This is a genomic window from Schauerella aestuarii, from assembly GCF_009866805.1.
In the GTDB taxonomy this organism is placed as follows: domain Bacteria; phylum Pseudomonadota; class Gammaproteobacteria; order Burkholderiales; family Burkholderiaceae_B; genus Schauerella; species Schauerella aestuarii.
In genome coordinates this window covers 155,611-172,648 of the sequence record NZ_SIZW01000040.1, presented here as the reverse complement: position 1 = coordinate 172,648, position 17,038 = coordinate 155,611, and the positions used below count along the sequence as shown (strand labels likewise).

Below are 17,038 nucleotides of genomic sequence, written 5' to 3'. Positions count from 1 at the left end.
TGGGCGCTGCTCTCAGCGCCCACGTTGCGCGCGCCGATAGAAGAAAGTCGCCGCCGATGAAGCGCTACGGCCGTCACAACGAACTCACCAGATGGCCGCCGTCGACGTCGATCACGCTGCCGGTCATGAAGGCACTCGCATCCGAGGCCAGCAACAACAAGGGGCCATCGAGATCGGCAAGCTGGCCCAGGCGCCGCTGCGGCACGCGTGCAATCAGCTTCTGGCCGGCGTCGGTGTCGAAGAACGCGCGATTCAGATCCGTGGCGATATACCCTGGTGCCAGCGCATTGACCCGAATGCCGTAACGCGCCCACTCGAGCGCCAAGGCGCGCGTGAGGTGGATGAGACCGGCTTTGGCGGTGGCATAGGCCGCCACATGCGAGGCCACGCGCACCCCCAGAATCGAGGCGATATTGACGATGCTGCCACCGTGGTCGTGCGCGCGCATGTGGCGTGCGGCGGCCTGCGCCACCCGCCATGCCCCATTGAGGTTGACGTCGATCACGCTTTGCCAATCGTCTTCGGATAGATCGAGCGCCGCGCGCGTCATGGCCACGCCGGCGTTATTGATCACAATGGAAATCGGCCCCAGCGCGGCATGCGCCGTATCGAAGGCGGCCGCGATCGCTTCCGTTTGCGTCACGTCCATCCCGACCACCAACGCGTCGCCGCCCGCAGTTCGGATCTCCTCGGCCACCGTCTCGCCCAACTCGACCCGCCGGCCGCACAGTGCGACACGCACGCCGGCCGCCGCCAGCGTCACGGCAAAGTGGCGTCCCAGCCCGCTATAGGCCCCGGTAATCAAGGCCGTCCGGCCCCTGACTTCGAACGTCATCTCGTCTCCTCGCAATGTCGGCATAAGGCGAGTCGCTGGGTCTCGCACCGATCTTCATGGTTCATTATCAACCTTTGCGCGCGTTTGGTGGCGGTCCGATCGAATGTCGGCAGCGCCCTCCCACAGCGCATCCACGATCACCACCCCCTCGCCCGCGGGCCGCACCCGCACCGGGTTCAGATCGAGCGACTGCAATGCAGGCCCGGCGTCCAGCGCAAGTTGCCCCACGTCCACCATCAGCTGCGCGAGCGCGCGCACATCGGCCGCCGCTTCGCCCCGCACGCCGTCAAGCAGCGCACCGATACGCAGCGCCCGGATGCGCGACTCGGCCTCCTGTAGTCCGAATGGCGGCAGCAGCACCGCCACATCCTGCATCGTCTCCACATATTTGCCGCCGCCGCCCGCCATCACGATGGGGCCAAACACGGGATCGGCATGCACGCCGATCATGCATTCCTGCAAGGCCGGCTGCATGGGGGCCACGATCCAGCCCTCGAAGGCGACGTGCAAACCTTGCACGATCAGGTGTTGGCGGGCGATTGCCGCCCGCACGGACGGCTCGTCGTTGACATTCAGGTCGACCAGACCGAGTTCTGACTTATGCGGCAAGGCCGCCGAGCACGCCTTGATGGCCACCGCCGAACCGAACCGCCGCCATGCCGCCACCGCAGTATCGGCATCCCGACAAACGGCATGCGGCGTGACCGGCAAGCCGCAGCGCCCGAGCAGGGCGAGACTGGCGGCTTCGGACAGCGTCCCGGTCGCGCCCGCAGCGCGCACGTCCTTCACGTGTGCGGATGCCCTCGATGCCGACGTCTCGCCCTCCTCTACCGGCAAGGGGGGCTGTGCGTGCATGCGGCCGAGACGCGCGAGTCCCGCAAACGCCTGCATCGCCTGTTGCTCATCGGCGTACACCGTCACGCCCTGATCGCGAAACGCCGCTGCCACGTCGGCCTGCCAGGCCACGACGGCCACGGGTTTACGGGCGCGCTGGGCGAATTGCGCCGTGTCTCGCGCAAACGACGCCACGTCGTAACCGCGTCCCGCCACGGGAATATCGATCACGAACATGTCGGCCGCCGGATCGTCGCCGATGGCCGGCAACACCTCGCCGAACAAGCCATTGTTGGACAGGAGCGCAGCCGTGATGTCCACCGGGTTATCGGTGGTGGCAAAGCCCGGCAGGCACGCGCGCAGTGCGGTTTGCGTCGATGCCGCCAGCGGCGCGATCTCCAGTCCGCAGTCATCGGCGGCGTCGGACGCCAGAACGCAACTGGCGCCCGAGTTGCTCACCACGACCACCCGCTTGCCTTGGGGCAGCGGCCCGCGCATCGCCAGTTCGGCATAGCGCGCCAGTTCCTGCGGATCGCGGGCACGCAGGATACCGTGGCGCTCGCAAAACGCCGTCACGCTGCGATCCTCATTGGCCAGTGCGCCGGTGTGAGACGCCGCCGCGCGGGCGCCACCGGCCGATCGGCCGGCCTTCACGGCCACGATCGGCACACCGCGCGCACGGGCCAACGCGGCCGCCCGCGCCAGCGTCGCGGCGTCCTGCAAAGACTCCAGATACAGCAGCACGATGCGCACATCAGGATCGGCCAGCACGGCGCACGCCAACTCAGACACCGTCACGTCGGCCTCATTGCCGGTGGCATGCATATGCCGCACGCCCAGGCCGCGCTGCCGCAGCAGCCCATAGATCATGGCGCTCATGCCGCCGCTTTGGCTGATGACCGCCACGGGACCATCGGCGGGAGGCACTTCGAGAAACATGGTTGAAAAAGACGCGATCGCCCCAGTGCCGAAATTGGCCATGCCCTGTGAGTTCGGGCCCACGATGCGCGTGCCTGCAGCGCGTGCCCGTTGCGTCATCGCATCCTGCAGCGCGCGACCCACGGCGCCGGTTTCCGAGAATCCGGCTGCGATCACAATGGCCGCGCCCACGCCCATGGCGCCGCACGCGTCCACGGCATCCACGGCCCCCTGGCCCGCCACGGCCACGATCGCCAGATCGGGGGTATGCGGCAGATCGCGCAGCGCGGCATAGCTGCGCAACCCTTGCACGCGATCGCGTTGCGGATTGATCGGGTAGATCGTGCCGCGATAGCCGTGCTGGCCCATGTAATAGATCGGCCGCCCCCCGATCTTGTCGACGTTGTCGGAGGCGCCGAAGATGGCGATCGAACGGGGATTCAACAATTTTTCGAGCGATTCGTGAGGGGTGCCCTGCGGCATCGCGTCGCGTGCCGGCCCTTCGGATACAGCAGCGTGCGCAGGCGTCGAGGTAAGGCGATCAGCGGTTTGGGTCATCATCAATTCACCGTGGCGCCCGAGGTCTTCACCACCGTGGCCCATTTGTTGATTTCGTCATTCAGGAAGGTGGCGAACGCGGGCGGTGCCATCCACTGCGCGGCGAAGCCTTGCGCGGCGAACTTCTCCTGCACGTCAGGCTTGGACAGCACCGTGTTGAGTGCTGCGCTCAGTTGCGTCAACACGGCCTCGGGCGTGCCGGCCGGCGCCACCAGCCCGTTCCAGGCCGTAGCTTCGTAGCCCGGCAAACCGGCCTCGGCCACGGTGGGCGTATCGGGCGCTGCGGCGGATCGCGTACGCCCGGTGGTGGCAAGGAGCTTGAGCTTGCCGCCTTTCACGTACGGCATCGACGAGAGCATCGTGTCGAACATGATGTCGGTCTGGCCGCCCATCACATCCGTCAGCGCCGGTGCACTGCCCCGATAGGGCACATGCACCATCGTCGTGCCCGCCATCACGTTGAACATTGCGGCGGACAAGTGCGTCGACTGGCCGTTGCCCGATGAGCCATAGGTCATTTTTCCCGGCTGCGCTCGGGCCAACGCAATCAGCGACGCGATGTCGGTGGCCGGCAGATCGGGGCGCGTCACGACCGCCAGCGGCCCGCTCGTCAAGAGCGACACCGGGGCGAAACTCTTGCGCGTGTCGTACGTCAGATTGGTGAACAGCGACATGTTGATGGCGTGCGCGGTGGTGGCGATCAACAGCGTGTAGCCATCCGGCGCGCTTTTGGCCACCATATCGGCGCCGATATTGCCGCCGGCACCGGCGCGGTTATCGACGATCACCGTTTGCTTGAGCGCATCGCCCAGGCCCTGCGCCACGACGCGCGCCACGATATCCGTGGGGCCACCCGGTGGGTACGGCACCACCAGCGTCACCGGCCGATCAGGCCAGGCGGCATGCGCGGCGCCTGCGCCCAGGCTCCACACCAGCGCTGCAGCCGCCAGGGGAATCCCCCAGCGCCATCGCGGCGAGTATCCTGCCATACGGAATCCCTGGGCGTGCGAGCCCCCTGCGCGTTTGCACATACGTCATCTCCTCGACTGGATGGTGGGTCCATCGCGACAGGATTCGCGATTGGCCGGTAAATCGCCCTGACGATCGTCTACGTCATGGCGCGAAACTGCCAGACCGGCGTGCCATCGCTCAAACGAACGCGCTGCACGCACACGCGATCGCCCATGGCGGCCGCGCCTTGTAGATGGCCCATCACGGTGGGCCCTTCCTCCAGTTGCACCAGCACCAGCGTGTAGGGCAGGAGCGCCCGCCACCGGTCATCCGGCGCCCGGGCAATGTCGCTATGGGCACGCACCACGCCGCGGCCGTTGACCTTCGCCGGCACCAGATTCACACCGCCGCAATGCGCGCAGGCGTAAGGGCTCAGCGCCCACCAAGTGCCGCAGTCGGCGCAGCGCAGCACACCCATCTGCTCATCCGAAGACGCGCCCTCGTCATGTGCGGGTACGTCGGCGTTCATACGCCCTCCGCGGTCAGGATCAAGCTGACATGGGCCGACATCACCCCGCCATCGGCATGCACGGCTGCGCAGCGCCGGGGCGACACCTGCCGTGCCCCGGCCTGCTGCGTCAGTTGCCGCCACACCTCGGCGATATGTGCCATGCCTCCCGCCACACCGCTGTGGCCAAACGAGAGCAAGCCGCCATGCAGATTGAGCGGCAACGCGCCATCGCTGTCGAAGTCGCCGGCGCGCAGGCGCTCTGCAGCCTTGCCGCGCGCAGCAAAGCCCAGTTCTTCGAGCAACATCGACAACGTGATCGTGAATGAATCGTAGACGCCCAGCAGGTCGATCTCCTCGCGTTTCACCGCAGCATCCTGCAACGCGCGCCCGAAAGCGCGCGACGCCCCCGTATCCATGATGTCGCGCATGGCCGACAGATGCTGGTGCCGGTGCGCCTGACCCGTTCCGGCAATCTTGACCGGCCCGGCATCGCTCACGATGAACGCCACCCCGCCGTCCGAAATGGGACAGCAATCCAGCAAGCGCAGCGGGGAGGCGATGGGTTTGGAGGCCAACACGTCCTCGACCGAAATCGGGTCGCGCAGATGCGCGTCAGGATGCCGCGCCGCGTTGGCCCGCATCTTTGCTGCAAATGCCGCCAGATCTGCCCCGCTCGTGCCGGTGCGCGCCATATACGACGATGCCATGAGCGCGTAGTACGCCGGCACCGATACGCCATTGGGCACCTCCATGTCGGCATCGCCCACTTGCGCCAGCGTCTGAATCGATGCATCCCGGGCTTGCCCCGTGAGCCGGTTCTCGCCCGCCACCACCAGCACCCGGCGGCATCGGCCCGACCGCACCAGTTCGCCGGCCAGCATCACCATCGCCGCGCCCGTGGCCCCGCCCATTTGCACCCCATGCGCATAGTGCGGATCGATACCCAGTTTTTCGGAGAGCAGCGTGCCCAGCATCAGGTGCGGAAACGTCGTGGCATAGCCGCAGAGCACGCCATCGATCTCGCGGCGGTCGACGCCGGCCGCCGCGATGGCGCCATTGGCCGCCGACGCCATCAAGTCCATCGCGCTGCGTTCAGGAAAGCGGCCAAAGGGCGTATTGGCGGCAGACAACACATACGCGTGGTTCATGCCCGTTGCTCCGGCAGCCACGCATGTGAAATCGCCTGCACCTCGCCTTGCAGGGCCTCGGCCAATGCCGGCTCGCGCGACTCGATCCGCTCGTTCAACGCCGCGATGCTGAGCGCGCCCAGTGGCGCGCCGCTCGGCCCGAGAATTGCCGCACCGATCCCGCCCATTTTCTCCACCACCACGTCCAGCAGCACGGCGTACCCGGCGCGCCTGGCGGCGTTCAGCCGTGCGGTCATCAGCGACGCCGGGTAGCGGGGATAACGTTCGGCCAGACGTTCGTCGACCAGCGGCCGGATCGTGCGCACCTCGGCAACCGGCAATGCCGCCAGCAAGGCGAGACTGCCGGCCCCCACACCGAGCGGCCTGCGACTGCCCACATCCAGATAGTTGGCACGTATGGGGTAATCGCCGAAGCACTGATCCAGACACACCGACTCCCAGCCCGTGGGCGCTGAAAGGATCACCGTATCGCCGAATCGGCGTGCCAGGCGGATCAACGACGGGCGGGCCAACGCGACCAGATCGATGCCGCTGATCATCGCGCGATGCACGGCGTACACCTGCGTGCCGAGCACATATCGCTTGCTTTCCGGGTCTCGCTCCACGAAACCCTCACCCTCCAGCTCCTTCAGAATACGCAAGGCTGTGGACACGTCCAGATGCGTCGCCGCGGCGATGTCGGTCAAGCGGCTCACGCGCGGATCCGCCAGGCTGGCCAGTACTCGACAGGTCTTTTGTGTAGCGGATACGGGCGATTCAACAACGGCGGCCATCATGTACGTCCTGCACATTCGAAGAAGTGTTGCCACCATAGAAGTCGTCTCGTCAGCCGTAAAGCTGCGGCGCAGCAAACTTTCGTCTGATGAAAATGTCGCGTTTTTTTTGCGACACCCGTCGGGCCTCGACGATCGTGCGATGGCGCACCTCGACGAACGTGCTGCGGCGCACCGGCCGCGCCAGTTGCGCATCGCGCGCTACAATTCCCTCAGTCTCGCGATTCTCTTGCGGCGATCCCACTTTCTTTCGCATGACACCGCCTTAACACCCCACCCCTCGTTTCGTTTCGCTTTCGGCAACGCTTGAGCCCCACACGCTTCTCGGTATGAAGCACCGGGCCTTGCGCGCCGTGTTCGCTATCGATTGGCCGCCGCAATGGCGCCGGTGTGTTCAAGGTTCTTTCCCATGTCTCTTCAAACGCTCAAGCGCGCGTGGTTTTCCAACGTGCGCGGCGATCTGCTCGCGGGCCTCGTCGTCGCGCTCGCCCTCATTCCCGAAGCCATCGCGTTTTCAATCATCGCCGGTGTCGATCCCAAAGTCGGTCTGTATGCCTCTTTCTGCATCGCGGTCGTGATCGCGTTTGCGGGCGGCCGCCCCGCCATGATCAGTGCGGCCACAGGCGCCATGGCGCTGGTAATGGTCGACCTGGTGCGCGATCACGGCTTGCAGTACCTGTTTGCCGCCACCCTGCTTACGGGCGTGCTGCAGATGCTGGCCGGCGTATTCAAACTCAGCCTCTTGATGCGATTCGTCTCGCGATCGGTGATCACCGGTTTCGTCAACGCGCTCGCCATTCTGATTTTTCTCGCGCAGTTGCCTGAATTCGTCGGCGCCACCTGGGTGATGTATGCGATGGCCGCCGCCGGCCTCGCCATCATCTACTTATTCCCCTACATCACGCGCGCCGTACCGTCGCCGCTGATCTGCATCGTGGTGCTGACCGTCGTCTCCATGGCATTGGGTCTGGACATCTCCACGGTGGGCGACAAGGGCGCACTGCCGGATAGCCTGCCGGCATTTCTGTTTCCCGACGTGCCGTTCACCTGGGACACCTTGCGCATCATCCTGCCGTATGCCGCCACGCTAGCGGTGGTGGGCTTGCTGGAGTCGATGATGACGGCCACGATCGTCGACGATTTCACCGACACGCCCAGCGACAAGCGCCGTGAATGCGTGGGTCAGGGCGTGGCCAATCTGGCGTCGGGGATGCTGGGCGGCATGGCCGGCTGCGCGATGATCGGGCAATCCGTGATCAATGTGAAAAGCGGTGGCCGCACGCGCCTGTCCACCCTCACGGCGGGCGTGGTCCTGCTGATCCTGGTCGTGTTCCTGGGACCCTGGGTGAGCCGTATCCCCATGGCTGCGTTGGTGGCCGTGATGATCATGGTGTCGATCAGCACCTTCAGTTGGGTGTCGGTGCGTAATCTGTGGCGGCACCCCACCAGTTCGAGCGTGGTGATGCTGGCAACGGTGATCGTGGTGGTCGCCACCCACGACCTGGCCCGCGGGGTACTGGCCGGCGTGCTGTTGAGCGCGGTATTTTTCGCCAACAAGATCAGCCGTCTGGTCACCATCGATCGCCGGGCCAGCGCGGACGGCAAGACCGTGACGTACGCCGTCGGCGGGCAGATCTTTTTCGCCACGGCGCAGGCATTTGCCGCGGGGTTCGATCGGGCGGACGACGCGATCGTCGATGCGGGTTCGCCCTCGGAGACCCGCATCGCCATCGACGTGTCGCAGGCGCACTTCTGGGACATCACGGCCGTGGGCGCGTTGGACAAGGTGGTGGCGCGGTTGCGGCGGCACGGCGCCGACGTCACTGTGCAGGGGTTGAATGCCGCCAGTGCAACGATGGTGGACCGATATGGCGTGCATGACAAACCGGGTGCCGATAGCGTTCCAGGCGCGCATTGACGACTCAGCTAGGGGCGACGCTTTGGTGTCTGACATTGCCGGCGCCTGACATTGCCGGTGCCTGACATTGACAGCGCCTGACATTGCCGGCGCGTGCGCTGGCCGCCGTCCCCAGCGCCGGCTGCCGAGCGCCCGGCCAGCTATGTCAGATCGCGCAACGTGCCTTCCAGCGTTGGATGCTTGAACACATAACCTTCGCGCTGCAAGCGTGTGGGCATCACGCGTTGCCCGTCGAGAAACAATTGCCCCATTTCCCCCGCCAGCATGCGCAAGGGCGCCGCCGGCAGCGACAGCCAGGTCGGCCGCTTCAACACCCGGCCGGCCGTTGCGGCGAAATCGGACTGATGCACAGGCTGAGGCGCGACCATGTTGTACACCCCCGTCATCTCGGGCTGATCGATGGCGCGCACGATCACGGCCAGCACATCGTCCAGATGCACCCAGCTGAGCATCTGCCGCCCGCTGCCCAATCGGCCGCCCAGGCCCAGACGATAGGGCATCAGCATGAACGGCAACGATCCGCCGGGGCCGAAGACCAGTCCGAAGCGCAGTACCGCCTGGCGCACCCCCAACGGCACCGCCGCGCGCGCGGCGGCCTCCCATGCCACGCAAAGTTCGGACATGAAGCCGCTGCCCACGGCACTGTCTTCCGACAGCACTTCCTCGGGATCGCGCACGCCATACACGCCGATGGCTGAGGCCTGAATCCACACGGCAGGCTTGTGCGCCGTTCGTCCCAGCCACTCGATCAACGCGCGGGTGGTGCCCACGCGGCTGTGCATCAACACCGATTTACGCCGCTTGGACCATGGCGGGCCAACGACGGGGGCACCCGCCAGATTGACGACCACATCGAATTCCTCGTCGGCAGATAACCGCGCCAGCGTTTCGATGCAGCGCACCGCGCCGCCCAGGCTCGTGCTGGCCTGGCGCGGACGCCGGGTGAGCACGGTGATCCGGTCCCCGGCCAGGAGCAGCCGCTTGATCAGTGCCTTGCCGATAAAGCCTGTGCCGCCTGTGATCAATACGCGTCGACCGGTGTGTTCCGTCATGATGATGTCCCCGTTGTAAGAGCCCGCGTTGTGAGCCCGCAGCCTGCCCCATCAAACCATAAATCGCGCACCGATAGTCAATGACGCAGAACAGGTGCACGGTCCTTGCGCCGCTGCACCGAGACCGTCCCATCGATCTGCTTCTTCGGCCAGACACCTGCTATCGGTACGGACTGCCGCATGCGCGCGCATACTTGCTCGCCGAGGGCGCCGTTACGCCACGGCCGCGCGCCGATCCAGCTTGCGACTCAGCACCACCGACGTCTGCGTGTGATTGACGCCGTCGATCATTCCGATGTGATCCAGCAGGGCATCCAACTGCTCGGTGTCCGCACAGCGCAGCAGCACCAGGTAGTCGAAGGCGCCACTCACCGCCGACACTTCTTCGATCTCCGGTAATCGCTTGAGTGCATTCATCACGGCAACGCCGGTTTTCGCACCCACGTTGATCGAGCAGTACGCCCGCACCGAAGCCGCCTCCACCGCACGCCCCAGCCGCACCCCGTATCCCGCGATCACCCCCGTACGCTCCAGCCGCGCAATGCGCGCCACCACAGTGGTACGCGCCAACCCCAGCTGGCGGGCAAGCGTTGCCACGGGTTCACGCGCGTTGGCCTGCAGCAGGCTGAGCAGGTGCCGGTCGGTTGCATCGAGCGCGTCGATCATCGTAAATGTCCGTTTGGTTAGTCGTTCCGACCAAAGATACCAACACTTCGACGTTTTGGCAGCTAAACATTGACCACACCTGCCGGTAGCATAAAAAAATCGTAAACGCGGGCGCACGTCGAAGGTCACGCAGTGGCCCCTGTGCAGCCCGATTCACTCAAGGGGAAAAACATGTCCACCACCGTACGCCACGTCACCGTGCTCGGCGCAGGGAAAATCGGTTTTGCCATCGCGCTGCTTCTGCACCGCACGGCACACTATGAGGTGCGCGTCGCCGACCGCGACGCGGCCCGCCTTGAACGCGTGGCCGCCCTGGGGTGCGCCACCCTGCTGCTCGACTCCAGCGAAGACGCCGCCCGCGCCATCGACGGTCAGGACGCCGTGCTCAATGCCCTGCCGTTTCAGTTTGCCTACGCCATCGCGCGCCAATGCGCGTTGCGTGGCGTGCACTATTTCGATCTCACCGAAGACGTCGAAAACACCCAGGCCATTCGGCAACTGAGCGGTGACGCCACGCATGTGTTGATGCCGCAGTGTGGCCTGGCGCCGGGCTTCATCGGCATCGTGGGTAACGATCTGGCAAGAAGCTTCGATCGCGTGCTCGACGTCAAGATGCGCGTGGGCGCGTTGCCGCGCTTTCCGATGAATGCGCTGCGCTACAACCTCACGTGGAGCACCGAGGGGCTGATCAACGAATACTGCAATCCTTGCGAAGCCATCGTCGAAGGCGAGAAAACGCAGGTATTGGCGCTTGAAGGACTCGAAACCTTCGTGCTGGACGGCGTCGAATACGAAGCCTTCAACACGTCCGGCGGTTTGGGCACGTTGCCGGATACGTTGCTGGGCCACGTGCGCAGCGTGGATTACAAGTCCATCCGCTATCCCGGTCACTGCGCCATCCTGAAGTTGCTGCTGAACGACCTGCGCCTGCGTGATCGCCGCGAACTGATGCTGGAGATGTTCGAGCATGCCTTGCCGGCCACGGACGACGATGTCATCGTGATCGTGGCCAGCGCCAGCGGGTATCTCGGCACTCGATTCAGCGAAACCGTCTTCAAAGCCAGCATCCTGGGCGCGGAAGTGGACGGCCATCGTCTATCGGCGATTCAGCTCACCACCGCCTGCGGCATCTGCGCTGCGCTGGACCTGGTGGCCGACGGCACCTTGCCGCAATCGGGGTTCATCGGCCAGGAAACCATCGTGCTCAGGGATTTCCTGGCCAATCGATTTGGACGGGTGTATCGCGGCGAGCCGGTGGCCGTCACACAGGCGACGACGCTGGCGGTGATGGCTTGATGGCTGATGGCTGATGGCCGCGCCGCTCGAGGCGTCGGCGTCGGGAAAGTTGCGCTCGAACGGCGCCGTCGCGAGGATGCAGTCGGGACGCGTCGCCGGGCGGCGTTGCGTCGATATACGTTGGGCTGAATGGATATCGGATAACGCGCTCGGATCCGGACGCGCACAAAAAAGCCAACCGCTAAGGTTGGCTTTTTCGACGTATTGGGCTCTTTGGTGGGCGGTACAAGTTTCGAACTTGTGACCCCTGCCGTGTGAAGGCAGTGCTCTACCACTGAGCTAACCGCCCAAAGAGACAAAGATTCTAGCACGAAAAATTTGGGTTTGGGAAGAGCCGATCAAGAAATTCGTAGTGGAAGGCACATCATCGTGAATGCAGGCTTCCACATCCTTTAGTGGAGGCTGCCCTGCCTCTACGTTCCTGCCCTGCTTCCACGGGGTCACTTGCCATGTTCGCGCTGTGTGTTTGAACTAGGCCGGTGCAGCTTCCGCAGCCTCGACCTTCGGCTCAATCGTGCGCCACAAGCAGTTACCGCCAACCGCCTTGTCCAGGTCCTTCAAGTAGGCATCATGAGCAGCCGCCTCGTGCGCCGAGGCCGTCACCACGCGCAGCACGGAGGCGTCGAAGCCACCGACCACCAGATCCCCTGCACCGCCGGCGGGCGTTTCCTCGGGCTCGATCAACAGCGCATCCTGACCGCGCGTCATCGCCAACCACACCTCGGCCAACAATTCCGAGTCGAGCAACGCCCCGTGCAGCGTACGGTGGGCATTCGAAATGCCGTAACGGTCGCACAGCGAATCCAGCGAGTTGCGCTTGCCCGGGTGCAACAGTCGGGCATGCATCAGCGAATCGGTAATCTTGCCGCAGTGTTTGTCCAACGTGCCGCGCCCCATGCGCGCCAGTTCGGCGTTCAGGAATTTGGTGTCGAACGACGCGTTGTGGATGATGAGCTCGGCATCGGCCACGAAGTTCAGGAACTCGTCGGCAATCGCCTCGAATTTCGGCTTGTCGGCCAAAAATGCATTGGTCAGGCCGTGTACGGCCAACGCCTCGGGATCGCTGTCGCGATCAGGCTTGAGATACAGATGCAGGTTGCGACCGGTCAACGTACGGTTGACGACTTCGACGCAACCGATTTCGATAACGCGGTGGCCCTGGCTGGGTTCGAGACCGGTGGTTTCAGTATCGAGAATGATCTGGCGCATGAGTGTCCTGCAAAAAAAGTCGCCGCGCGACGCGGCCCCGACTAATGGGACGTGGCGTCGGCGGGTCGCACGGGTTGCGGTTCGGCTGCCGGGACCTGCTCAGGGCGGTCCGAGGCGATCAACGAATACGCAACCGGCACAACGAACAAGGTCAGTAGTGTACCTAGTGACAGCCCACCCACCAGCACCCACCCGATCTGCTGGCGCGATTCGGCGCCTGCGCCCGTTGCCAATGCCAGCGGAATGGTGCCCAGCACCATGGCGCCGGTCGTCATCAGAATCGGCCGCAGCCGCATGATGCTGGCGCGTGTGACCGCCTCCACGCGCGCCACCCCTTCGTCTCGCAACTGGTTTGCGAACTCGACGATGAGAATGCCGTGCTTGGTAATCAGGCCCACCAAGGTAATCAACCCGATCTGACTGTAGATGGACAGAGTACCGCCCGACAGCCACAGCGCCAGCATGGCGCCGGTCATCGAGAGCGGGACCGACAGCATGATGATGAAGGGATTGCGCCAGCTTTCGAACTGCGCCGCCAACACCAGGTAGATGAACGCCAGCGCCATCCCGAAGACGAGATAGATGCTGGCCGCGGAATCGCGATACTCGCGCGACTGCCCATCCAGATCGGTGATCACGGTGTTGGGCAAGGTTTCGCGCGCCACCGCATTCATGTGGTCGAGCACCTCGCCCAACGCATACCCTGGCCCCACCACCGCTTCGATCTTGACCGCGCGCAGGCGGTTGAAGTGATTGAGCGACTGCGGCGACACGCCCTCTTCCACGGTCAGCAGGTTATCGAGCTGCACCATGCTGCCATCACGTGCGCGCACGTAAATGCCGGCGATGTCGCGCGTATTGGCCCGGTCGCGCGGTGTGACCTGCACGATCACATCGTATTGTTCGCCCCCATCCTTGTAGCGGGTGACCTGACGCCCGCCCAGCATCGACTCGAGCGTGCGGCCCACCGTAGCGACGTTGGCGCCCACGTCGGCCATCTTGTCGCGATCGACCTTGATGCGAAGCTCAGGGGTGTTCAGGCGCAGGTCGGTTTCGATATTGACCAGCCCTGGATAGTCGGCCAAAGCTGCGACGTAGCCATCCACCATCTTGGAAAGCTCGGCGTACGGTGCCTGGCTCATGATGATGAATTCAATGGGCCGCGAGCGCGTGCGCTGGCCCAACGACGGCGGATTGGTCGGCGTGGCACGCACACCGGGCAGCGCTGCAAACTTGGGCTGCAGAAACTGCGTGATCTCTTGTTGCTTGCGGGAGCGCTCCTCCCACGGCTTCAGGCGCAAGATGGCCGTGCCGTCGGTCACGGTGGGAAATCCGATGGTGACCTGATTGCCGCTGGCTTCCTCGATGCTGGCGTAGAGCTTTTCGATCGCTGCCATGCTTTGCTCGGTGTAGCCCACAGTGGCGCCTTCAGGTGCCGTCACCACACCAAACACCACCCCGCGATCCTCGATCGGCGCCAGTTCGCTCTTGACCACCTTGAACAATACGCCGCTGCTCGCCGCCACCAATAGTCCCAGCACGATCACGATCATGCGGTGCCGCAAGGCCAGACCCAATGCCCGACCGTATCCCCGGCCCAGCGCCTCGAGCCAATTCTCGATCATCGTGTAGGCGCGGTTATGGCCCTTCTGGTGCCGCAGCATCACCGAGCACATCATGGGTGTGAGCGTGAGCGCCACAAAGCCCGATACGACCACGGCACCTGCCAACGCCAGCGCGAACTCGATGAACAGGCGTCCCGTGCGCCCGGTGGCAAACGCCAGCGGCGCATACACCGTGACCAGCGTGAGGGTCATGGCCACGACCGCAAAGCCGATTTCCTTCGATCCGCGCAGCGCCGCTTCTCGCCGTGGCATGCCGTCCTCGACGTGCCGATAGATATTCTCCAGCACGACGATCGCGTCATCCACCACCAGCCCGATCGCCAGCACCATCGCCAGCAATGTGAGGGTATTGATCGAAAAACCGAACATGTACATCAGCGCGCACGCACCCACCAGCGATACAGGAATGGTGACGATGGGAATGATGCTGGCCCGCAGATTACGCAGGAAGAAGAAGATCACCAGCACCACCAGCACGATGGCTTCGAGGATGGTGTGATAAACCGACTCAATCGACTTTTCGATGAAGACCGACGTGTCGTAGGCAATGGTGAGCTTCATGCCTGTGGGCAAGGTCTCGTTGATGCGCTCGACTTCCACGCGCGCCGCCTGCGACAGATCCAGCGGGTTGGCGACGGACTGCCGCGTGATCCCGATGTTGATGGCGGGCCGCCCGTTGAAACGCGACACAATCCGGTCGGTATTGGCCGCCACTTCGACGCGCGCCACATCGCGCAGCCGCACTGGGTAACCCCGTACGTTGGCGACGATCACACTCTCGAACTGCGCCGGCGTTTGCAAGTCGGTGGACGACACCACCGAAAATTCACGGGCCTGCGATTCGATCCGGCCGGCGGGAATTTCCACGTTCTGGTTGGCCAGCGCCGTCTCGACGTCCTGCACCGTCAGTGCGTAGGCGGCCAGCTTGTCGCGATCCACATACACCCGCATCGACGGCAGGCGTTCGCCAAACACCCGCACTTCGGCTGCCCCGGGCAACACCGATAAACGCGTCTTGATGTAGCGGTTGATGTAATCCGAGGTCTGGATCACCGAGTAGTTGCCCGACTCAACGGCGATGTAAATGATCGGCTGCGAATCCGCCTCGACCTTGGCGATGATGGGCTCATCGATCTCGTCGGGCAGAAAGCGGCGTGCACGCGAAACCTTGTCGCGCACTTCGGCTGCCGCAGCGTCAGGGTCGCGCGACAGATTGAACGTGATATTGATCAGGCTGCGCTCGGATCGGCTACGCGAGGTCATGACGTTCACGCCCTCGATACCGGCCAACTGATCTTCCAGCGGCTTGGTGACCTGTGACTCGATCACCTCCGGCGACGCGCCTTTATAGGTGGTATCCACCGACACCACGGGCTCGTCGATGCGCGGATACTCGCGTACCGTCAGACGTGAATAGGAAATCAGGCCGATCAATACGATGATCAGCGAGAGCACCGATGCGAACACCGGACGGCGGATGCAGAGGTCGGACAGGACCATGCCGTACCCCTCAGGCGCCCGGGCCGGCGTCGACTACCGGACCGCCGTCGATCACACGCTGCAAGCCCGACACCACCACGCGATCGCCGGCGGAGACACCACTGATCACTTCGACACGTCCGTCGCGCCGTTCGCCGATGGCGACTTCGACCCGATGCGCCACGCCATCCCGCACCACGAACACATACTGCGAATCGCCCGACGGCGAGAGCGCCGCCTCGGGCACGACGTTGGCACGGTCCTGGCTGAAAGTCAGTTGCACGCGGGCAAACATCCCGGGCCGCAGACGCCGATCCGCATTGGGCACAACCGCACGCAGCAGAATCGAGCGCCCACCCGCGTCAACCAGCGGGCTGATCGCATAGACCTTGCCTTCGCGCAACTCGCCCGGCAACGCATCCAGCCGCACGGATAAGGTTTGCCCGGTCTGCACCCGGCTCAAATACATTTCAGGCACCCGGAAGTCGACCTTCAGCGGATCGATGGCCTCGAGCGGCGCGAGATCCTGTCCCGCGTCCACGAAATCGCCTTCCGACACACTGCGCAATCCGGCCACCCCCGAAAACGGGGCGCGAATCGTCAGCTTGTCGAGTTTGGCCTGCGCCAGCGCAGCCGCGGCCTCCTGCACTTTCAGCGTACTGCCTGCCTCATCGCGCGCCTGTTGGCTCACGAAGCCGCGCCCCTGCAATTCGGAAGCACGGCGATATTGACTTTGCGCCAGACTGAGATTGGCCCGGGCCTGCGCCAGCTCGGCACGTGGAATCGCGTCGTCCAGCTGCACCAGCACATCGTCGCGGACGACCGGCTGCCCTTCCTTGAAGCGAATGGTGCGAATCCGTCCCGCGACCTCCGGCCGCAACACGACGGCTTCGTCGGATCGCAGGCTACCCACCGCCGAAATGCCGCGCGTGAAATCGATGGATGCCACATCGGCCAGTGCGACGCGCGTGGGCTCGACCTTGCGCGCCGGGGCAGCATTCTTGGACGCGGTCGCGGTGGCCGTCGCAGGCGTGCCATTGGGCAACCAGCGCGGCGCGTAGATACCGGCCAACACGCCTACGGCTACGGCCGCGACCACCAGGGAAGTCAATGCAACTTTATTCATGCCACGCATCGCCGCGCCATCGCCGTCGCAGCGTCAGAAAGAGGGTATCCGGCGCGCCGGGCGCGACTCGCGGCCGAGCGACCGAAGCTCGAAGAATGTAGCATCGCTTCGCCTCTGGCGCGCGACGTATTAACCCGAA

Annotated in this window: 14 protein-coding genes and 1 tRNA gene; 3 read left to right on the top strand and 12 right to left on the bottom strand. The window is 64.5% G+C overall.

All coding sequences use genetic code 11. The features are described from left to right. Nucleotides 1-73: 73 nt before the first annotated feature. From EYW45_RS07565 to EYW45_RS07540, 6 genes are all read right to left on the bottom strand, one after another. The gene (locus EYW45_RS07565; RefSeq protein ID WP_161134781.1) at nucleotides 74-835 is read right to left on the bottom strand and encodes an SDR family NAD(P)-dependent oxidoreductase; all 762 of its coding nucleotides are present in this window, start codon (nucleotides 833-835) and stop codon (nucleotides 74-76) included. Between the two features lie 54 nt (nucleotides 836-889). After that, on the bottom strand, nucleotides 890-3,070 hold the full coding sequence (locus EYW45_RS07560) for an acetate--CoA ligase family protein (RefSeq protein ID WP_161135376.1): 2,181 nt from the start codon (nucleotides 3,068-3,070) through the stop codon (nucleotides 890-892). Between the two features lie 77 nt (nucleotides 3,071-3,147). Next, a complete protein-coding gene (locus EYW45_RS07555; RefSeq protein ID WP_161135375.1) occupies nucleotides 3,148-4,134 on the bottom strand; it encodes a tripartite tricarboxylate transporter substrate binding protein in 987 nt (328 codons plus the stop codon). Nucleotides 4,135-4,253: 119 nt separating this feature from the next. Then, nucleotides 4,254-4,625, bottom strand: a complete 372-nt coding sequence (locus EYW45_RS07550; protein ID WP_235938962.1) for a Zn-ribbon domain-containing OB-fold protein — start codon at nucleotides 4,623-4,625, stop codon at nucleotides 4,254-4,256. Then, a complete protein-coding gene (locus EYW45_RS07545; protein WP_161134780.1) occupies nucleotides 4,622-5,755 on the bottom strand; it encodes a thiolase family protein in 1,134 nt (377 codons plus the stop codon). Before EYW45_RS07545 ends, EYW45_RS07550 begins: the two co-directional genes overlap by 4 nt. Further along, nucleotides 5,752-6,531 carry an IclR family transcriptional regulator gene (locus EYW45_RS07540; RefSeq protein ID WP_235938961.1) on the bottom strand — a complete coding sequence of 260 codons (780 nt, stop codon included), beginning with the start codon at nucleotides 6,529-6,531 and terminating at the stop codon, nucleotides 5,752-5,754. The genes EYW45_RS07545 and EYW45_RS07540 overlap by 4 nt, the downstream gene beginning before the upstream one ends. Between EYW45_RS07540 and EYW45_RS07535 the strand changes: the two genes are divergently transcribed. Further along, on the top strand, nucleotides 6,530-6,838 hold the full coding sequence (locus EYW45_RS07535; protein WP_161134779.1) for a hypothetical protein: 309 nt from the start codon (nucleotides 6,530-6,532) through the stop codon (nucleotides 6,836-6,838). The two genes, EYW45_RS07540 and EYW45_RS07535, sit on opposite strands and share 2 nt — an antisense overlap. Nucleotides 6,839-6,937: 99 nt before the next feature. Further along, nucleotides 6,938-8,446, top strand: a complete 1,509-nt coding sequence (locus EYW45_RS07530; protein WP_161134778.1) for a SulP family inorganic anion transporter — start codon at nucleotides 6,938-6,940, stop codon at nucleotides 8,444-8,446. Nucleotides 8,447-8,586: 140 nt separating this feature from the next. On the opposite strand, the gene EYW45_RS07525 is transcribed toward EYW45_RS07530, so the two are convergent. After that, entirely contained in the window at nucleotides 8,587-9,498 is a 912-nt protein-coding gene (locus EYW45_RS07525; RefSeq protein WP_161134777.1) for a TIGR01777 family oxidoreductase, read from the bottom strand. 213 nt (nucleotides 9,499-9,711) lie between these two features. Continuing rightward, nucleotides 9,712-10,164 carry an Lrp/AsnC family transcriptional regulator gene (locus EYW45_RS07520; protein ID WP_161134776.1) on the bottom strand — a complete coding sequence of 151 codons (453 nt, stop codon included), beginning with the start codon at nucleotides 10,162-10,164 and terminating at the stop codon, nucleotides 9,712-9,714. Between the two features lie 171 nt (nucleotides 10,165-10,335). Between EYW45_RS07520 and EYW45_RS07515 the strand changes: the two genes are divergently transcribed. Then, nucleotides 10,336-11,460, top strand: a complete 1,125-nt coding sequence (locus EYW45_RS07515) for a saccharopine dehydrogenase family protein (protein WP_161134775.1) — start codon at nucleotides 10,336-10,338, stop codon at nucleotides 11,458-11,460. Between the two features lie 214 nt (nucleotides 11,461-11,674). Here the strand turns inward: EYW45_RS07515 and EYW45_RS07510 are convergent. From EYW45_RS07510 to EYW45_RS07495, 4 genes are all read right to left on the bottom strand, one after another. Then, nucleotides 11,675-11,749 (bottom strand) — tRNA-Val (locus tag EYW45_RS07510). Between the two features lie 182 nt (nucleotides 11,750-11,931). Then, the gene (gene dnaQ, locus EYW45_RS07505) at nucleotides 11,932-12,669 is read right to left on the bottom strand and encodes a DNA polymerase III subunit epsilon (protein ID WP_161134774.1); all 738 of its coding nucleotides are present in this window, start codon (nucleotides 12,667-12,669) and stop codon (nucleotides 11,932-11,934) included. Nucleotides 12,670-12,710: 41 nt separating this feature from the next. After that, on the bottom strand, nucleotides 12,711-15,794 hold the full coding sequence (locus tag EYW45_RS07500; RefSeq protein ID WP_161134773.1) for an efflux RND transporter permease subunit: 3,084 nt from the start codon (nucleotides 15,792-15,794) through the stop codon (nucleotides 12,711-12,713). 10 nt (nucleotides 15,795-15,804) lie between these two features. Continuing rightward, the gene (locus EYW45_RS07495) at nucleotides 15,805-16,899 is read right to left on the bottom strand and encodes an efflux RND transporter periplasmic adaptor subunit (RefSeq protein WP_161134772.1); all 1,095 of its coding nucleotides are present in this window, start codon (nucleotides 16,897-16,899) and stop codon (nucleotides 15,805-15,807) included. Between the last annotated feature and the right edge of the window lie 139 nt (nucleotides 16,900-17,038).